Origin of the sequence: Cupriavidus nantongensis (genome assembly GCF_041726985.1) — a bacterium.
Lineage (GTDB): Bacteria > Pseudomonadota > Gammaproteobacteria > Burkholderiales > Burkholderiaceae > Cupriavidus > Cupriavidus nantongensis_A.
Genome location: NZ_CP168303.1, coordinates 1,339,454 through 1,356,394, shown reverse-complemented (window position 1 = coordinate 1,356,394; position 16,941 = coordinate 1,339,454). Strand labels below are relative to the sequence as shown.

The window sequence follows — 16,941 nt, the reverse complement described above, 5'->3', positions numbered from 1 at the left end:
GAATGGCTATGACGCCACTTACAGCAAGCCATGTCGAACCCGATTTTTGTGCAACGCACAAAATTTCCTTGACATTGATTTGGTCGCCCCTAAAATACGGCTTGTTGCGGCGCACAAACAAACGCACAAGCGGATTGGCGCCCTGACCCACCCACACGCCTGGGCTGGCCGAAACGGGCAAAACACCGTCACGGCCCTGACATCTAGGCGGCTTAATTTGCTTGACCTTGAAGTTCACCACTGGAGACCAGCAATGATCCTCACCCCGGAACAAGTCGCAGCAGCACAAAAGGCTAACCTCGAAACGCTGTTCGGCCTGACCACCAAGGCGTTTGAAGGCGTCGAAAAGCTCGTCGAACTGAACCTGCAGGTCGTCAAGACCACCTTCGCCGAAAACGTCGACAACGCCAAGAAGGCGCTGTCGGCCAAGGACGCCCAGGAACTGCTGGCGATCCAGGCCGCAGCCGTGCAACCGGTCGCCGAAAAGACCCTGGCCTACACCCGTCACCTGTACGAGATCGCTTCGGAAACCCAGAGCGAATTCGCCAAGGTGGCCGAGGCCCAGCTGGCCGAAGGCTCGAAGAACGTCCAGGCCCTGGTCGAGAACTTCGCCAAGAACGCCCCGGCCGGTTCGGAATCGACCGTGGCCATCGTGAAGTCGGCGATCTCCGCTGCCAACAACGCCTACGAGTCGGTGCAGAAGGCGACCAAGCAAGCGGTCGAAATCGCTGAAACCAACTTCCAGGCCGCCGCCTCGGCTGCCACCAAGGCTGCCCAGCAAGCCAGCGCCACGGCCCGCACGGCCACGGCGAAGAAGGCTACTGCTGCCTGATAGCCAGTGTTGAAGATGGACCGGCTGCGGCCGGTCCGTTGGCAAAGCCCATCGCCATGCGATGCCGTGGGCTTTGCCAACGATGAAGGAAGTGCCCCGACCGACCGGCCCCGGCGCTGCCTTGTCTGCCGATGTCTCCTCGGTACCGCGGTCTCCTTGTCCAAAGGTATCGTTAAACCCGACCTCTACAGGTCGGGTTTTTTTTGGCTCTCGCCTCAGCCGGGCTTTCGCGCTGCGCTTTCCCCCTCTCGCTGCAAGCCGCCAAATATTGGCGCTGATAAGTGAAGGCGGTTAATTGCGAAATCATGCAAAACAAAGCCCGCCATCATGGCGGGCTTTGTCATCGCAGCGGACAGCGACTCAACGCTTGCGCGGCGGCGGCACGTCGGTACACGTGCCTTCGTAGATCTCGGCCGCCATGCCGATCGACTCGCCCAGCGTCGGGTGCGGATGGATGGTCTTGCCGATATCGACCGCGTCGGCGCCCATCTCGATCGCCAGGCACACTTCGCTGATCAGGTCGCCGGCATGCGTGCCGACGATGCCGCCGCCGATCACGCGATGCGTTTCCTCGTCGAAGATCAGCTTGGTGAAGCCCTCGTCGCGGCCGTTGGCGATGGCGCGGCCCGAAGCGGCCCACGGGAACACGCCCTTGCTGTAGTTGATGCCCTGCGCCTTGCACTCGTCCTCGGTCAGGCCGGCCCAGGCCACTTCCGGATCGGTAAAGGCCACCGACGGGATCTGCTTGGCATCGAAGAAGGCCTTTTCGCCGTGCGCGGCCTCGGCGGCCACGTGGGCTTCGTGCACCGCCTTGTGTGCCAGCATCGGCTGGCCGACGATATCGCCGATCGCATAGATGTGCGGCACGTTGGTGCGCATCTGCTTGTCGACGTCGATAAAGCCGCGCTCGGTCACGGCAACGCCGGCCTTTTCGGCGCTGATGCGCTTGCCGTTGGGCGAGCGGCCCACCGACACCAGCACCAGGTCATAGCGCTGCGCCTCGGCCGGCGCCTGCTCGCCCTCGAACTTGACATAGATTCCGTCCGGCTTGGCTTCTACCGCGACCGTCTTGGTGTTCAGCATCACCTTGCCGAAGCGGTCCTTGTTCTTCTTTTCCCAGACCTTGACCAGGTCGCGGTCGGCGCCGTTCATCAGGCCCGGCAGCATTTCGACGATATCGATGTCGGCACCCAGCGTGCTGTACACCGTCGCCATTTCCAGGCCGATGATGCCGCCGCCGATGACCAGCATCTTGTTGGGCACTTCCGGCAGCTCCAGCGCGCCGGTCGAGTCGACGATGCGCGGGTCTTCCGGGATGAAGGGCAGCTTAACCGCCTGGCTTCCGGCGGCGATGATGGCCTTGTCGAAGCGGATCACGGTCTTCTTGCCGGTGGTCTGCTTGCCTTCGCCTTCGGTCAGTTCCACTTCCAGGTGATGCGGGTCGAGGAAATTGCCGACGCCGCGCACCACCTGCACCTTGCGCGCCTTGGCCATGCCGGCCAGGCCGCCGGTCAGCTTGCCGACCACCTGGTTCTTGTAGTGGCGCAGGCCGTCCAGGTCGATCTTGGCTTCGCCGAACAGGATGCCGTGGGCGGCCAGCGCCTTGGCCTCGTCGATCACCGCGGCGTTGTGCAGCAGCGCCTTGGACGGGATGCAGCCCACGTTCAGGCAGACCCCGCCGAGCGTGCCGTAGCGCTCCACCAGCACGGTATTCATGCCCAGGTCGGCGGCGCGGAAGGCGGCCGAGTAGCCGCCGGGGCCGGCGCCCAGCACCAGCACCTCGCACTGGATATCGGCACCGCCGGCATGGCTGGCGGCCGCCGGCGCGGGCGCTGCTGCGGGGGCGGGCGCAGGGGCCTGCGCGGGTGCCGGGGCCGGTGCCTGCGCAGGCGCGGCGGCTGCTCCAGCCTGGGCCTCGATGGTGCAGATCACCGCGCCCTGGCCCACCTTGTCGCCGACCTTGACCTTGACGTCGACCACCTTGCCGGCGGCCGACGAGGGCACATCCATGCTGGCCTTGTCGGATTCCAGCACGATCAGCGACTGCTCCACCTCGACCGTGTCGCCGGCCTTGACCAGCACCTCGATCACTTCCACCGCATCGAAATCGCCGATATCCGGCACCTTGACTTCGATCACACTCATATTTGCTCCTCTATGCGCGCCCGCCTCTCGGCTTCAGGGCGCGCCGTCGTTGTTGGTTGCTGCGTTGCCGCCCGCCGGACTGCCGTCCGCGCCATCGTCCTGGTCCGCGGACGCCGTGGCATCCTGCTCGCGCAGCCGCACGGTATGCACCTCGATCGGTCCGGCCGAGCTCTTGTCGAACTCCACGCCGGCATCGACGCCGATGCGCGCGATCTCGCCCGCGCCGAGGTCCGGCCGGTCATAGACCGCGTGCATCGCGCCCAGCGCATAGTTGCGGCCCGAGCCGATGCCCCAGAAGCGGTCGAACGAAAACACCTCGCGATACGAGTAGACGCCGAAGATGCCCGCCGGATTGGCGATCAGGCATACGATCTGCGACGACTCGTAGGGATCGTCATCGTCTTCCTTGGTATTGACGAAGTAGTCCGACTTCAGCTTCTCGTGCACCTTCAGGAAGGTGCGGAACACGTCGTCGCGCGAGCCCAGCCGGCACTCGTCGCCCAACCCCGCCAGCAGCGTGCGCATCACCGGGAAGTGCGCCGTGGTCCCGGCCAGCGCGATAAAGCCGTCGCCCACCGGAAACACCTTCTGGTTGCGCTCGTACGCGCGGGACAGGCGCGTATCGCCGAAGGTCACGAGCGCGTCGGCCGCGATCGCCACCTCGGCGCCCTTCCTGACGACAACACAGGTAGTCATGGCTTGCTCCCGGTTGCGCGTGGCGCGCCGCGCGGCCCGGGACTTCGCCCTGCCCGCGCGGCGCCACCCCGCTTAGAGCAGGATGCGGCGGAAGTCCGCCAGCAATTGCGCGAAGTAGGTGTTGAAGCGCGCGGCCTCGGCACCGTCGATGACGCGGTGGTCCCACGACAGCGACAGCGGCAGCGTCAGGCGCGGCGCGAACTGCTTGCCGTCCCACACCGGCTTCATGTACGACTTGCATACGCCCATGATGGCCACTTCGGGCGCATTGATGATCGGCGTAAAGTACGTGCCACCGAGGCCGCCCAGCGACGAGATCGAGAAGCAGCCGCCCTGCATCTGGTCGGGCTTGAGCTTGCCGTCGCGCGCCAGCTTGGCCAGCTCGCTCATTTCCTGGCTGATCTCGAGCACGCCCTTCTTGTCGGCGTCCTTGATCACCGGCACGACCAGGCCGTTCGGGGTGTCGGCGGCGAAGCCGATGTTGAAGTATTTCTTCAGCACCAGATTGTCGCCGTCCAGGGACGCATTGAAGTTCGGGAACTTCTTCAGCGCCGCGACCGTGGCCTTGATCATGAACGCCAGCATGGTCACCTTGATGCCGGCCTTCTCGTTCTCCTTGTTCAGCTGCACGCGGAAGGCCTCGAGCTCGGTGATGTCCGCTTCGTCATGGTTGGTGACGTGCGGGATCATGACCCAGTTGCGGTGCAGGTTGGCACCCGAGATCTTCTTGATGCGCGACAGGGCTTTGCTTTCGACCTCGCCGAAGCGGGTGAAATCGACCTTCGGCCACGGCAGCAGGCCGAGCTCGCCACCACCGGCGCCGGCTGCGGCAGCCTGGGCCGGCGCGGCGGCCTGGCCGGTCATCACGCCCTTGACGTAGTTCTGCACGTCTTCCTGGGTGATGCGGCCCTTGGGACCGGTGCCCGGCACGCGCGAGACATCGACGCCCAGCTCGCGCGCGAACTTGCGCACCGAGGGGCTGGCATGGGCGGCCTTGCCGGTTGCGCCGGCAGCGGCGGCCGCGGCAGCCGGTGCGGCCGGCGCGGGCGCGGGCGCAGCAGCCGGCGCCGGGGCGGGGGCGCTGGCGGCGGGAGCCGGTGCCGCGGCGGCAGCGGCCGGTGCGGCAGCAGCGGCGGTGGCCGCGCCTTCCAGGATCAGCAGCAGCGTGCCTTCCGACACGTTGTCGCCGACCTTGACCTTGACTTCCTTGACCACGCCGCCCTGCGGCGAGGGCACGTCCATGGTGGCCTTGTCCGATTCCAGCGTCACCACCGCGTCTTCCGCGCTGATGGTATCGCCCGGCTTGACGTGGACTTCGATCACGGGCACCGCGTCGTAGTCGCCGATATCGGGCACCTTGACTTCGATGGTGCCACCGGCGCCGGCCGGGGCCGCGGCGGGAGCCGGCGCGGGTGCAGGGGCCGGAGCCGCCGCGGCAGGTGCCGGCGCGGGAGCGGGCGCAGCGGCCGGGGCCGGTGCGGGTGCGGCAGCGGCCTGGCCGGCCGGCTCCAGCATCACCAGCACCGAGCCTTCGGCCACGTTGTCGCCGACCTTGATCTTGACGTCCTTGACCACGCCGGCCTGCGGCGAGGGCACGTCCATGGTGGCCTTGTCCGACTCCAGCGTCACCAGCGCGTCTTCCGCGTCGATGCTGTCGCCGGGTTTCACATGCACTTCAATGACGGGAACGGCGTCATAGTCGCCGATATCCGGCACCTTGATTTCAATCGCTTGACTCATTCAGTGTCTCCTGAGCAGGCCGGCACGCGCGACGTCCGCAAGCGGCGAGATTACCTTCGCCGCCCGCTTCTGTCACGCCGCCGTGCCGCAAGGCGCCATCGGGACGATGCCCGGGGCGCCCGCGGCACGGCGCTGCCGTACTGCGGGGGGTGGGTGCAGGCTGCCGGATCAGACCGACATCGGGTTGGGCTTGTTCGGGTCGAGGTTGTACTTCTTGATGGCCTCGGCGACCTTGTCGCGGCCGATCGCACCCTCGTCGGCCAGCGCCTTGAGCGCGGCCAGCGTAACCCAGTAGCGGTCCACTTCGAAGAAGTGGCGCAGCTTCTCGCGCGTGTCCGAGCGGCCGAAGCCGTCGGTGCCCAGCACCACGTAGCGGCGCGGCACGTACGGACGGATCTGCTCGGCGAAGGCGCGCACATAGTCGGTCGAGGCGATCACCGGGCCGCGGGCCGACTTCAGCTTCTGCGTAACAAAGGCTTCGCGCTGGGTCTCGGCCGGATGCAGCAGGTTGTAGCGCTCGGCAGCCTGGCCGTCGCGCGCCAGCTCGGTGAAGCTGGGGCAGCCCCACAGGTCGGACTCGACGCCCCAGTCCTTCTTCAGCAGCTCGGCGGCGGCGATCACCTCGCGGAAGATCGTGCCCGAGCCCAGCAGCTGCACGCGCGGCGCGTTGCTGTTCTCGACGCCCTTGCGGAACTGGTACATGCCCTTGACGATGTCCTGCTCTACGCCAGCCGGCATTTCCGGATGCTCGTAGTTTTCGTTCATCACCGTCAGGTAGTAGTAGACGTCTTCCTGCTCGGCGTACATGCGGCGCAGGCCGTCCTGCATGATCACCGCCAGTTCGTACTGGAAGGTCGGATCGTACGAGATGCAGTTGGGGATGACGGCGTGGAACACGTGCGAATGGCCATCTTCATGCTGCAGGCCTTCGCCGTTCAGCGTGGTGCGGCCGGCGGTGCCGCCCAGCAGGAAGCCGCGCGAGCGCATGTCGGCGGCGGCCCAGCACAGGTCGCCGATACGCTGGATGCCGAACATCGAGTAGTAGATGTAGAACGGGATCATCTGCACGCCGTGGGTCGAGTACGACGTCGCGGCAGCGATCCAGTCGCACATGGCGCCGGCTTCGTTGATGCCTTCCTGCAGCACCTGGCCAGTCTGCGATTCCTTGTAGAACATCAGCTGGTCATGGTCTTCCGGCACGTACTTCTGGCCTTCCTGGTTCCAGATGCCGACCTGGCGGAACAGGCCTTCCATGCCGAAGGTGCGCGACTCGTCCGGGACGATAGGCACCACGTGCTTGCCGATCTGCTTGTCCTTCAGCAGCGTGTTCAGGATCCGCACGAAAGCCATGGTGGTGGACACTTCGCGGCCTTCGCCGGTGGCCTTGAGCAGCGCTTCGAACGCCTTCAGCTCCGGCACCGGCAGCGCTTCGGCCTTCTGCCGGCGCGCCGGCAGGTAGCCACCCAGGTTCATGCGCGCCTGGCGCATGTATTCCAGTTCCTTCGAGCCTTCCTCGAAGGTGATGTACGGCACGTCTTCCAGCTGCTCGTCGGCGACCGGGATGTTGAACTGGTCGCGGAACTTGCGGATCGCGTCGACCGGCATCTTCTTCTGCTGGTGCGCGACGTTCATGGCCTGGCCGGCGTCGCCCATGCCATAGCCCTTGATGGTCTTGGCCAGGATCAGCGTGGGCTGGCCCTTGTGCTCGCTGGCGGCCTTGTAGGCGGCGTAGATCTTGTGCGGGTCGTGGCCGCCGCGGTTCAGGCGCCAGATGTCCTCGTCGGACCAGTCGGCGACCATCGCCTTCAGCTCGGGCGTGTTGAAGAAGTGCTCGCGCACGTAGGCGCCGTCCTTGGCCTTCATGGTCTGGTACTCGCCGTCCACGCATTCCATCATGCGCTTCATCAGCAGGCCCTTGGTGTCGCGCGCCAGCAGCGCGTCCCACTTGCTGCCCCACACCACCTTGATCACGTTCCAGCCGGCGCCGCGGAACTCGGACTCCAGTTCCTGGATGATCTTGCCGTTGCCGCGCACCGGGCCGTCCAGGCGCTGCAGGTTGCAGTTGATGACGAACACCAGGTTGTCGAGCTTCTCGCGGCCGGCCATGCCGATCGCGCCCAGCGATTCCGGCTCGTCGGTCTCGCCATCGCCCAGGAAGGCCCAGACCTTGCGGTCGCCGGCCTTGGCCAGGCCGCGGCTGTCCAGGTACTTCATGAAGCGGGCCTGGTAGATGGCCATGATCGGGCCCAGGCCCATCGACACCGTCGGGAACTGCCAGAAGTCCGGCATCAGCCACGGGTGCGGATACGACGAGATGCCCTTGCCGTCGACTTCCTGGCGGAAGTTATCGAGCTGGTCGGGCGTCAGGCGGCCCAGCAGGAAGGCGCGCGAGTACACGCCCGGCGCCGAGTGGCCCTGCACGAAGACCAGGTCGCCGCCGCTCTGCTCCGACGGGGCGCGCCAGAAGTGGTTGTAGCCGACGTCGTACAGCGTGGCCGCCGACGCGAACGACGAGATATGGCCGCCGACGTTGGTGTGCTTGTTGGCGCGCAGCACCATCGCCATGGCGTTCCAGCGGGTGTACGAGCGGATCCGGTGCTCGATGTCCTGGTCGCCGGGGATGCGGGCCTGCTGCTCGACCGGGATGGTGTTGATGTACTGGGTCTCAGCGTGGAACGGCTGGGTCACGCCGTTCACGCGGGCGTATTCGATCTGCTTGTCGATCAGGAAGGCGGCGCGCGCCGGGCCTTCGGCGGCCAGCACGCCCTGCAGGGCGTCGAGCCATTCATGGGTTTCCTGGGGATCGGCGTCGTTGGCGCTCGAGGCGCCGAGGATCTGCTCTGGTACGGCGGACATGACTGTCTCCTGGGTGAATTCTTGGCTTCCGCGTCCGCGCTGGCAGCGCCGGACACGACTCAACGTATGACTCGCACCGACTTGCGGAGGATCGGCGCCATTGCCGCCTTGCATCGGGGCCGCCGCCGGGAAACCTGTTCCGGTTTCTCCGCGCGGCAGGCGCATGGCTACCGCCCGCATTCTTGGGTCGGACCGATTCTATGGAAGCCCAATGTCGAGCACAAGGGAAATTTTCAAATTGCGATATCGTTTTTTATAATGTGGAATTATGCGGCAGCGCACCAAGAATCACTGCAGAAGCCGCATGCCCCGTGCCTTCATCCGGCTAGCGCCGGCACGCGGCGCCGGGATTTCATTGGCGCTTTCCCCAAGCGACGCACCGCAATAATCTCGGTACACTGGTCGGTCAGCCGTCAATCCCTCTCATGCCGTTTTTCAACCGCCTCGACCGTCTTTTCCGCAGCCTGCGTGCCGCCATGCTTCCCTCCGATGCGTCGGGTACAGCCAAGGCCGCCGGCGGCGAGTCCGCGCATGTCCCGCATGCGCCTTCCCCGGCGGCCGGCCTGGGACCGATCGAAGCGCTGGGACCGGACGATGGCGTGCCGGTGGCGCCGCCGCGCGGCCTGTGGTGGCTGCGCTGGCGCAACCTGGTCGCCACCAGCTGGTTCATGTTCATCCCGCTGGTGGCCATTGTGCTCTTCACCGTGGCCATGGGCGTGATCCTGTGGTCGCTGCACGAGACCGAGCGCCAGCAGCAGCGTGACGCGCTGTACCGCGACGCGGCCTGGGCGCAGCAGCGCGTGCGCCTGTCGCTGCTGAGCAACCAGGACCAGCTGGCCTCGCTCGCGCGCGACATCGCCGCCGCGCAGCTGGAGCAAGGCGCCTACCGCACCGCGGCGCAGGAAATCCTGCGCGAGAATCCCGAGATCGTCTTCATCAACTGGCTCGACGCCACCAAGCGCGGCCGCTGGTCGCTGCCGTCGACCTCCGAATTCGCCAGCCGCCTGCGCGAGAACCAGGACCAGCCGCTCGAACCCGAAGTGCTCGACACCTTCGACGCCGCGCGCGAGACCCAGCGTGTGGTCTACTCGCGCCCGCTGGTCAACGAGCGCGGCGACAGCTTCATGCTGATGGAAGTGCCGATCGTGCGCGACAACGAGTTCCTCGGCACGCTCGGCGCGCTCTATTCGATCAACGGCATCCTGACCCACCTGCTGCCGCCCGAGCTGACCGAGCGCTACCGCTTCTCGCTGATCGACAAGAACAACCAGACCCGCGCCAGTACCTCGCTGCGGCCGGTGCCGGGCAACGCGCTGTCGTACGAGGTGCTGCTCGACCCGCCCGGCCATTCGCTGTCGCTGCGCGCCGATGCCTACCCGCCGGCCTCCAACCTGCCCAACAACATGCTGCTGTGGCTGGTGGTGGGGCTATCGTGCTTCCTGCTGTGGAGCCTGTGGAGCATGTGGCGGCATACCAGCCGCCGCTCCGAGGCGCAGCGCGCGCTGCTGGCCGAGACCTCGTTCCGGCGCGCGATGGAAAACTCGATGCTGATCGGCCTGCGCGCGCTCGACCTGAACGGCCGCATCACCTACGTCAACCCGGCCTTCTGCCGCATGACCGGCTGGCAGGAGAACGACCTGGTCGGGCGCCTGCCGCCCTTCCCCTACTGGCCGCCCAACGACCAGCAGGAGATGCAGAAGCAGATCGACCTGACGCTGCAGGGCAAGTCGCCCGCCGGCGGCTACGAGATGCGCGTGATGCGCCGCGACGGCAGTAGCTTCTATGCCCGCATGTACGTGTCGCCGCTGGTCGACAGCCGCGGCCGCCATACCGGCTGGATGAGCTCGATGACGGATATCACCGAACCCAAGCGCGCGCGCGAGGAACTGGCCGCCGCGCACGACCGCTTCACCACCGTGCTGGAAAGCCTGGACGCCGCGGTGTCGGTGCTGGCCACCGACAAGGCCGAGCTGCTGTTCGCCAACCGCTACTACCGCCAGCTGTTCGGCTGGGAGGCCGAGGGCCACGTCAAGCTGGCCGGCGACGAGCTCGACAAGGACCAGGTCTCCAGCGACAACACCGACTATGTCGATGCCTATGCCGGCCTGCCGGCATCCGAGCTGATGCCGTATGCGTCGGATGCGCGCGAGGTGTTCGTGCCCGACATGCAGAAATGGTTCGAAGTGCGCCGCCGCTATATCCAGTGGGTCGACGGCCACCTGGCGCAGATGCAGATCGCCACCGACATCACCGTGCGCAAGGCCGCCGAGGAAATGGCGCGCCAGCATGAAGAACGCCTGCAGTTCACCAGCCGCCTGACCACCATGGGCGAGATGGCGTCGTCGCTGGCACACGAGCTGAACCAGCCGCTGGCCGCGATCAACAACTACTGCATGGGCGCGGTGGCGCGGCTGCATTCGGGGCGCAGCACGCCCGAGGACCTGATCCCGGTGCTGGAGAAGACTTCGGCGCAGGCGGTGCGGGCCGGCACCATCATCAGCCGCATCCGCGGCTTCGTGAAGCGCAGCCAGCCGCAGCGGCGCGAGGCCGCGCTGCACGACATCGTCGCCGACGCGGTAGGCCTGGCCGACCTCGAGGCCACGCGTCGCCGCGTCACCATCCTGACCCGGCTGCCGGCGCCGCCGCTGACGGTCTATGTCGATCCGGTGCTGATCGAGCAGGTGCTGGTGAACCTGCTCAAGAACGCGGTCGAGGCCATGGCCGGGCTGCCGGCGATACGCGCCGGCGGCGTAGTGCGGCTGCACGCGCGGGTCGAGTCCGGCGAGATCGGCGACAACGTCCATATCGACGTGATCGACCAGGGCCCGGGTGTCGACGAGACCACCAAGGAGCGGCTGTTCGAGCCCTTCTTCAGCACCAAGTCCGACGGCATGGGCATGGGGCTGAACATCTGCCGCTCGATCATCGAGTCGCACCAGGGCCGGCTGTGGGTCGAGAACAATGTCGACGGCATCGGTTGTACATTCAAGATCATGCTGCCGCTGCAGGCGGCGCCGGCCGAAGCCGTGGCCGAATAAGCAGAGCCCGCGCGCGCGGGCCACGCAAAACCTTGCGCATCACCGGATGCCTGGCGCCGGCCGCGCCGCTTCCCCTCCGACGTGGGGGGCCTGTCTCGCCACAGAGGGCCGCTGCCGGTTACACTTCGCAGCAATGAATTGTTGTCCCGAGGAGACTACATGACCGCAACGCCAAACCCCACGCCCCACCGCGGCGAGACCGTGTTCATCGTCGACGACGATGAAGCCATGCGCGACTCGCTGACCTGGCTGCTGGAGGGCAATGGCTATCAGGTGCGCAGCTTCACCAGCGCCGAGCAGTTCCTCGCCGCCTACGACGCCAGCCAGGTGTCCTGCCTGATCCTGGACGTGCGCATGCCCGGCATGAGCGGGCCCGAGCTGCAGGAGCGCATGCTGGCCGAGCAGATCGACATCCCGATCGTCTTCATCACCGGCCACGGCGACGTGCCCATGGCCGTATCGACGATGAAGCGCGGCGCGATCGACTTTATCGAAAAGCCCTTCGACGAGTCCGAGCTGCGCGCGCTGGTCGAGCGCATGCTGCAGAAGGCCCGCACCGACCACTCCACCGCGCGCGAGCAGCGCGCCGCCAAGGACCTGCTGGGCAAGCTGACCACGCGCGAGCAGCAGGTGCTGGAGCGCATCGTGGCCGGCCGCCTGAACAAGCAGATTGCCGACGACCTGGGCATTTCCATCAAGACCGTGGAGGCGCACCGCGCCAACATCATGGAAAAGCTCAACGTCAACACCGTCGCCGACCTGCTGCGCCTGGCGCTGTCGCGCAACAGCTGAGCGGCCGGCGCCCGCCCTTGCCTGGTGCGGCCCGCGCCGCACCTGCGCCCCGCTGCGCCCCTTCCCCACACCCCGCCGCATCTCCGGCCGCACACCGCTCAGCGGCCGAGGTAATCCTCGTCGCGAAAAGTCACCACCCACTGTGGCCGATAGACGACAAACACAGCGAGCAGCATGCCGGTGAGGAAGGCCTCGCCGAAGGCCAGGATCACGGCACCGAGCAGGGTGTCGGCAAGGCTCAGCGGCTGTCCCGGCATGGTCAGGTGGCGCCAGGCCGCCTGCGCCGCCCCGGCCCCCAGCGCGGCCAGTCCGGCGGTGAAATATCCGTGCCCCAGGATGAAGACGAACAGGTGGCGCGGCAGCAGGCGCCGCATCGCCGCCTGCAGGCCCGCCGAGAGCAGCGCCGGCAGCAGCGCCAGCCAGGCATAGCGCACCCATAGCGCGGCCCAGTCGAACTGGCTCCAGCCGTGCCCGGCCAGGTATTCCAGCCCCAGCAGCGAGACCACGTCGGCGGCGAACAGCGACAGAAGCGCCAGCGGCAACCCGAACAGCGTCACCAGCAGCGTGGCGCCGAGCAGCTGGATCACCATGCCGCCGGCCAGCGTCGCGCGCACCGTCCACAGCAGCGCCACCAGCAGCATCGCGCCCAGCCAGGCATTCTGCAGCGCATCGCGGCGCAGCAGCCGCCAGGGGCGGCGCGTCAGCGCCCACAGCATTCCGCACACGGACAGCAGCACCAGCAGCGGATCGGACAGTGTCGAGGCAAGCGCGGTAGGCATGCAGCCCATGCTACCAGTGCCGGGGCGGGGTGATCGCTGCCGGCGGTCAAGCTCAGTGCGACAGGCCTCGCGCAACCTTTATAATTCCGCCTTTGGCCCCGCCGCGCGCGGGCGCCGCCACCTTCTCGCCATCATCCCCGCCCTGCCTCCATGCCTGCCCAACTGATCGACGGCAACGCCCTTGCCAAGCAAATCCGCTCCGAAGCCGCCCAGCGCGCCGCCCGCCTGACCGAACGCGGCCACCAGCCCGGCCTGGCCGTGGTCCTGGTGGGCGAAGACCCGGCCAGCCAGGTCTACGTGCGCAACAAGGTCAAGGCCTGCGAGGACAACGGCTTCCATTCGTCGCTGGACCGCTATCCGGCCGACCTGTCCGAGGGCGACCTGCTGGCCCGCATCGACGCCCTCAACCGCGATCCCCGCATCCACGGCATCCTGGTGCAGTTGCCGCTGCCGAAGCACATCGACAGCCACAAGGTGCTCGAAGCGATCGCCCCGGAAAAGGACGTCGACGGCTTCCACGTGGCCAACGCCGGCGCGCTGATGACCGGCGCGCCGCTGTTCCGCCCGTGCACGCCCTACGGCTGCATGAAGATGCTGGAATCGATCCAGTATCCGCTGCGCGGCGCGCGCGCGGTGGTGGTGGGCGCCTCCAATATCGTCGGCAAGCCGATGGCGATGCTGCTGCTGCAGGCCGGCGCCACCGTTACCATCTGCAACAGCAAGACCCGCGATATCGGCGCCCACACCCGTGACGCCGACGTGGTGGTGGCCGCGGTCGGTAAGCGCAACCTGATCACCGCCGACATGGTCAAGCCCGGCGCGGTGGTGATCGATGTCGGCATGAACCGCGATGACCACGGCAAGCTATGCGGCGATGTCGACTTCGCCGGCGTGCGCGAAGTCGCCGGCTACATCACGCCGGTGCCTGGCGGCGTGGGGCCGATGACCATCACCATGCTGCTGGTCAATACGCTGGAAGCGGCCGAGCGCGCCGCGGGCTGAGCGCCGCGATTTGCCGCCGGCGCCCGATGCGCCACCCGGGGCACTGGAAAATCCACCGCCCCGGCCCCATCTGCGGGAATATTGCCTGACCAAGACCAGCCAACCGAGAACACGCCATGGACCACGCCGCCAACGCTACCAATCCGCTGCTGGACTTTTCCGACCTGCCCCGCTTTGCCGAGATCCGGCCGGAGCACATCAGCCCCGCGCTCGACGTGCTGCTGGAACGCGCGCAACAGGCCGTCGCCCGCGCCGAGGACCCCGCCACGCCGGCTGACTGGGCCAACGCCGTGCAGGCGCTGGAAGCCGCCACCGAGCCGCTGGGCCGCGCCTGGGGCGTGGTCAGCCACCTCAGCGCCGTCGCCGATACGCCCGAGCTGCGCCAGGCGCATGCCGAGAACCTGCCGCGCATGACCGAGTTCTGGTCGTCGCTCGGCCAGAGCCTGGCGCTGTATGAGAAATACAAGGCGCTGGCGGCCAGCCCCGAGTTTGCCGGCATGAGCGCGGCGCGCCACCAGCTGATCGAGAACGAGCTGCGCGGCTTCCGCCTGGGCGGCGCCGAACTGCCCGAGGACAAGAAGCCCCGCTTTGCCGAGATCCAGGAGCAGCAGGCCCAGCTGTCCAAGGCCTTCTCCGACCACGTGCTCGACGCCACCAACGCGTATGCGCTGGTCATCGAGGACGAGGCGCGCCTCGCCGGCCTGCCCGACGATGCCCGTGAAGCCGCCCGCCACGCCGCCGAGAAAGATGGCAAGGCCGGCTGGAAGTTCACGCTGCACTTCCCCTCCTACTTCCCGGTGCTGCAGTACGCCGACGACCGCGCGCTGCGCCAGACCCTGTACGAGGCCAACGTCACGCGCGCGTCCGAGCTCGGGCCGCAGCACGGCCAGGGCCAGGCCGACTGGGACAACACCGCCAACATGCGCGAGCAGCTGGCGCTGCGCCGCGAAGAGGCGCAGATGCTGGGTTACCAGTGCTATGGCGAAGTCTCGCTGGTGCCGAAGATGGCCGAGTCGCCCGCCGAGGTGCTCAAGTTCCTCGACGAACTGGCGGTCAAGGCGCGCCCCTATGCCGAACAGGACTGGGCCGAGCTGAGGGCCTTCGCCGCGGCCGAGCTGGGCCTGCCGGAACTGGCGCCATGGGACGTGGCCTATGCCTCGGAGAAGCTGCGCCAGCAGCGCTATGCGTTCTCCGAACACGAGGTCAAGCAGTACTTCCCGGAAGCCAAGGTGCTCGAGGGCCTGTTCGGCGTGGTGCAGAAGCTGTTCTCGGTGCGCATCGAGCCCGAGCAGGCGCAGACCTGGCACCCGGACGCGCGCTTCTTCCGCGTCAGCACCGCCGATGGCACGCTGCTGGCCCAGTTCTACATCGACCTGTATGCGCGCGAAGGCAAGCGCGGCGGCGCGTGGATGGACGATGCGCGCGGGCGCAAGGTGCTCGAACACGGCGGCGTGCAGACGCCGGTGGCCTACCTGACCTGCAATTTCTCCGCACCGGTCAGCGGCAAGCCCGCGCTGTTCACGCACGATGAGGTCATCACGCTGTTCCACGAGTTCGGCCACGGCCTGCACCACATGCTGACGCAGGTGGGCGAGCTGGGCGTGTCGGGCATCAACGGCGTGGAGTGGGATGCGGTGGAGCTGCCGTCGCAGTTCATGGAGAACTTCTGCTGGGAGTACGAAGTGCTGACCGGCATGACGCAGCATGTCGACACCGGCGAGCCGCTGCCGCGCGCGCTGTTCGACCGCATGCTGGCGGCCAAGAACTTCCAGAACGGCATGATGACGCTGCGCCAGATCGTGTTCTCGTCGTTCGACATGCACCTGCACACCGACTTCGACCCGGCCGGCGCCACCTCGGTGCTGGAGCTGTCGCGCCAGATCAACGACCGCGTGCACGTGGTGCCGCAGCATCCGCTGTCGCGCTGGCCGAACACCTTCAGCCATATCTTCGCCGGCGGCTATGCGGCGGGCTATTACAGCTACAAGTGGGCCGAAGTGCTGTCGGCCGATGTCTACGCGGCGTTCGAAGAGGCCGCGCAGCTGTCGGGCACGGTGCTCGACAGCGAAACCGGCGCGCGCTACCAGCGCGAGATCCTGTCGGTGGGCGGCAGCCGCCCGGCGATGGACTCGTTCGTGGCGTTCCGCGGCCGCGCGCCGCAGATCGACGCGCTGCTGCGCCACGGCGGGATGGCGGCATGAGCGCGCGGGGACTGCCGGGCCAGGGCCCGCTGCGCATCGCCAGCTGGAACGTCAATTCGCTCAAGGTGCGCCTGCCGCAGGTGCTGCAGTGGCTGGCCGAGCAGGACCAGGCCGGCGCGCCGATCGACGCGCTGTGCCTGCAGGAACTGAAGCTGCCGGACGACAAGTACCCGCTGGCCGAACTGGAAAACGCCGGTTTCCACAGCATCTACACCGGCCAGAAGACCTACAACGGCGTCGCCATCCTGGCGCGCGACGCGAGCATGCCCGGCCCCGTCGACGTGGTGCGCAACATCCCCGGCTTCGAGGACGCGCAGCAGCGCGTGATCGCCGCCACCTATGGCGACCTGCGCCTGGTCTGCGCCTACTTCCCCAACGGACAGTCGCCCGACTCGGAGAAGTTCGCCTACAAGCTGCAATGGCTGGAAGCGATGACCGCGTGGCTGCGCGATGAAATGGCGCGGCACCCGCGGCTGGCGCTGCTGGGCGATTTCAATATCGCGCCGGAGGACCGCGACGTGCACGACCCGGCCAAGTGGGAAGGCCAGAACCTGGTCTCGCCGCCGGAGCGCGCCGCCTTTGCCGCGCTGCTCGAACTGGGCCTGGCCGATGCGTTCCGCAAGTTCGAGCAGCCGGAGAAGGCATTCTCGTGGTGGGACTACCGCATGCTGGCGTTCCGGCGCAATGCCGGGCTGCGCATCGACCATATCCTGCTGTCGCCGGCGCTGACCGAGCAATGCACCGCGTGCGTGATCGACCGGGTGCCGCGCACCTGGGAGCAGCCGTCCGACCACACCCCGGTGGTGGCGACGCTGCATTGCGGCTGACGCCGCGCGGCGTGCGCGCCTGCCGGCCGCACT

General features: G+C 67.3%; 11 protein-coding genes. 6 read left to right on the top strand and 5 right to left on the bottom strand.

The window, feature by feature from the left end:
* Positions 1-253 precede the first annotated feature (253 nt).
* Positions 254-832 (top strand): TIGR01841 family phasin PhaP1, encoded by a 579-nt coding sequence (gene phaP1 / locus ACEI37_RS17570; protein ID WP_115706660.1) that lies wholly within the window; start codon positions 254-256, stop codon positions 830-832.
* A 360-nt stretch (positions 833-1,192) separates the two neighbouring features.
* On the opposite strand, the gene lpdA is transcribed toward phaP1, so the two are convergent.
* The 4 genes from lpdA to aceE form a co-directional block, all read right to left on the bottom strand.
* Positions 1,193-2,977, bottom strand: coding sequence for a dihydrolipoyl dehydrogenase (gene lpdA, locus ACEI37_RS17565; RefSeq protein WP_373379958.1), 1,785 nt, complete (start codon positions 2,975-2,977; stop codon positions 1,193-1,195).
* 33 nt (positions 2,978-3,010) lie between these two features.
* Positions 3,011-3,673 (bottom strand): MFS transporter, encoded by a 663-nt coding sequence (locus ACEI37_RS17560; protein WP_373379957.1) that lies wholly within the window; start codon positions 3,671-3,673, stop codon positions 3,011-3,013.
* A 72-nt stretch (positions 3,674-3,745) separates the two neighbouring features.
* Positions 3,746-5,413, bottom strand: a complete 1,668-nt coding sequence (gene aceF / locus ACEI37_RS17555) for a dihydrolipoyllysine-residue acetyltransferase (RefSeq protein ID WP_373379956.1) — start codon at positions 5,411-5,413, stop codon at positions 3,746-3,748.
* 168 nt (positions 5,414-5,581) lie between these two features.
* A complete protein-coding gene (gene aceE / locus ACEI37_RS17550; RefSeq protein ID WP_373379955.1) occupies positions 5,582-8,269 on the bottom strand; it encodes a pyruvate dehydrogenase (acetyl-transferring), homodimeric type in 2,688 nt (895 codons plus the stop codon).
* 425 nt (positions 8,270-8,694) lie between these two features.
* Between aceE and ACEI37_RS17545 the strand changes: the two genes are divergently transcribed.
* Both ACEI37_RS17545 and ACEI37_RS17540 read left to right on the top strand, forming a co-directional pair.
* Complete coding sequence (locus ACEI37_RS17545; RefSeq protein ID WP_373379954.1) at positions 8,695-11,307, top strand: PAS domain S-box protein; 2,613 nt, start codon at positions 8,695-8,697, stop codon at positions 11,305-11,307.
* Between the two features lie 159 nt (positions 11,308-11,466).
* Positions 11,467-12,099 (top strand): response regulator transcription factor, encoded by a 633-nt coding sequence (locus ACEI37_RS17540; RefSeq protein ID WP_012352577.1) that lies wholly within the window; start codon positions 11,467-11,469, stop codon positions 12,097-12,099.
* Positions 12,100-12,197: 98 nt separating this feature from the next.
* On the opposite strand, the gene ACEI37_RS17535 is transcribed toward ACEI37_RS17540, so the two are convergent.
* Complete coding sequence (locus ACEI37_RS17535; RefSeq protein WP_373379953.1) at positions 12,198-12,878, bottom strand: hypothetical protein; 681 nt, start codon at positions 12,876-12,878, stop codon at positions 12,198-12,200.
* Between the two features lie 150 nt (positions 12,879-13,028).
* On the opposite strand from ACEI37_RS17535, the gene folD reads away from it, so the two are divergent.
* The 3 genes from folD to xth all read left to right on the top strand — a co-directional run bounded on the left by folD (position 13,029) and on the right by xth (position 16,908).
* A complete protein-coding gene (gene folD, locus ACEI37_RS17530; protein ID WP_373379952.1) occupies positions 13,029-13,880 on the top strand; it encodes a bifunctional methylenetetrahydrofolate dehydrogenase/methenyltetrahydrofolate cyclohydrolase FolD in 852 nt (283 codons plus the stop codon).
* A gap of 116 nt (positions 13,881-13,996) precedes the next feature.
* Positions 13,997-16,081, top strand: coding sequence for a M3 family metallopeptidase (locus tag ACEI37_RS17525; protein ID WP_373379951.1), 2,085 nt, complete (start codon positions 13,997-13,999; stop codon positions 16,079-16,081).
* A complete protein-coding gene (xth, locus tag ACEI37_RS17520; RefSeq protein ID WP_373379950.1) occupies positions 16,078-16,908 on the top strand; it encodes an exodeoxyribonuclease III in 831 nt (276 codons plus the stop codon). Before ACEI37_RS17525 ends, xth begins: the two co-directional genes overlap by 4 nt.
* Positions 16,909-16,941 lie beyond the last annotated feature (33 nt).

What these genes read in the sequence shown, in the direction of transcription:
- lpdA (WP_373379958.1), bottom strand. Translation starts at nt 2,977, where the DNA reads ATGAGTGTGATCGAAGTCAAGGTGCCGGATATCGGCGATTTCGATGCG.
- phaP1 (WP_115706660.1), top strand. Translation starts at nt 254, where the DNA reads ATGATCCTCACCCCGGAACAAGTCGCAGCAGCACAAAAGGCTAACCTC.
- folD (WP_373379952.1), top strand. Translation starts at nt 13,029, where the DNA reads ATGCCTGCCCAACTGATCGACGGCAACGCCCTTGCCAAGCAAATCCGC.
- ACEI37_RS17560 (WP_373379957.1), bottom strand. Translation starts at nt 3,673, where the DNA reads ATGACTACCTGTGTTGTCGTCAGGAAGGGCGCCGAGGTGGCGATCGCG.
- aceE (WP_373379955.1), bottom strand. Translation starts at nt 8,269, where the DNA reads ATGTCCGCCGTACCAGAGCAGATCCTCGGCGCCTCGAGCGCCAACGAC.
- ACEI37_RS17525 (WP_373379951.1), top strand. Translation starts at nt 13,997, where the DNA reads ATGGACCACGCCGCCAACGCTACCAATCCGCTGCTGGACTTTTCCGAC.
- ACEI37_RS17540 (WP_012352577.1), top strand. Translation starts at nt 11,467, where the DNA reads ATGACCGCAACGCCAAACCCCACGCCCCACCGCGGCGAGACCGTGTTC.
- ACEI37_RS17535 (WP_373379953.1), bottom strand. Translation starts at nt 12,878, where the DNA reads ATGCCTACCGCGCTTGCCTCGACACTGTCCGATCCGCTGCTGGTGCTG.
- xth (WP_373379950.1), top strand. Translation starts at nt 16,078, where the DNA reads ATGAGCGCGCGGGGACTGCCGGGCCAGGGCCCGCTGCGCATCGCCAGC.
- ACEI37_RS17545 (WP_373379954.1), top strand. Translation starts at nt 8,695, where the DNA reads ATGCCGTTTTTCAACCGCCTCGACCGTCTTTTCCGCAGCCTGCGTGCC.
- aceF (WP_373379956.1), bottom strand. Translation starts at nt 5,413, where the DNA reads ATGAGTCAAGCGATTGAAATCAAGGTGCCGGATATCGGCGACTATGAC.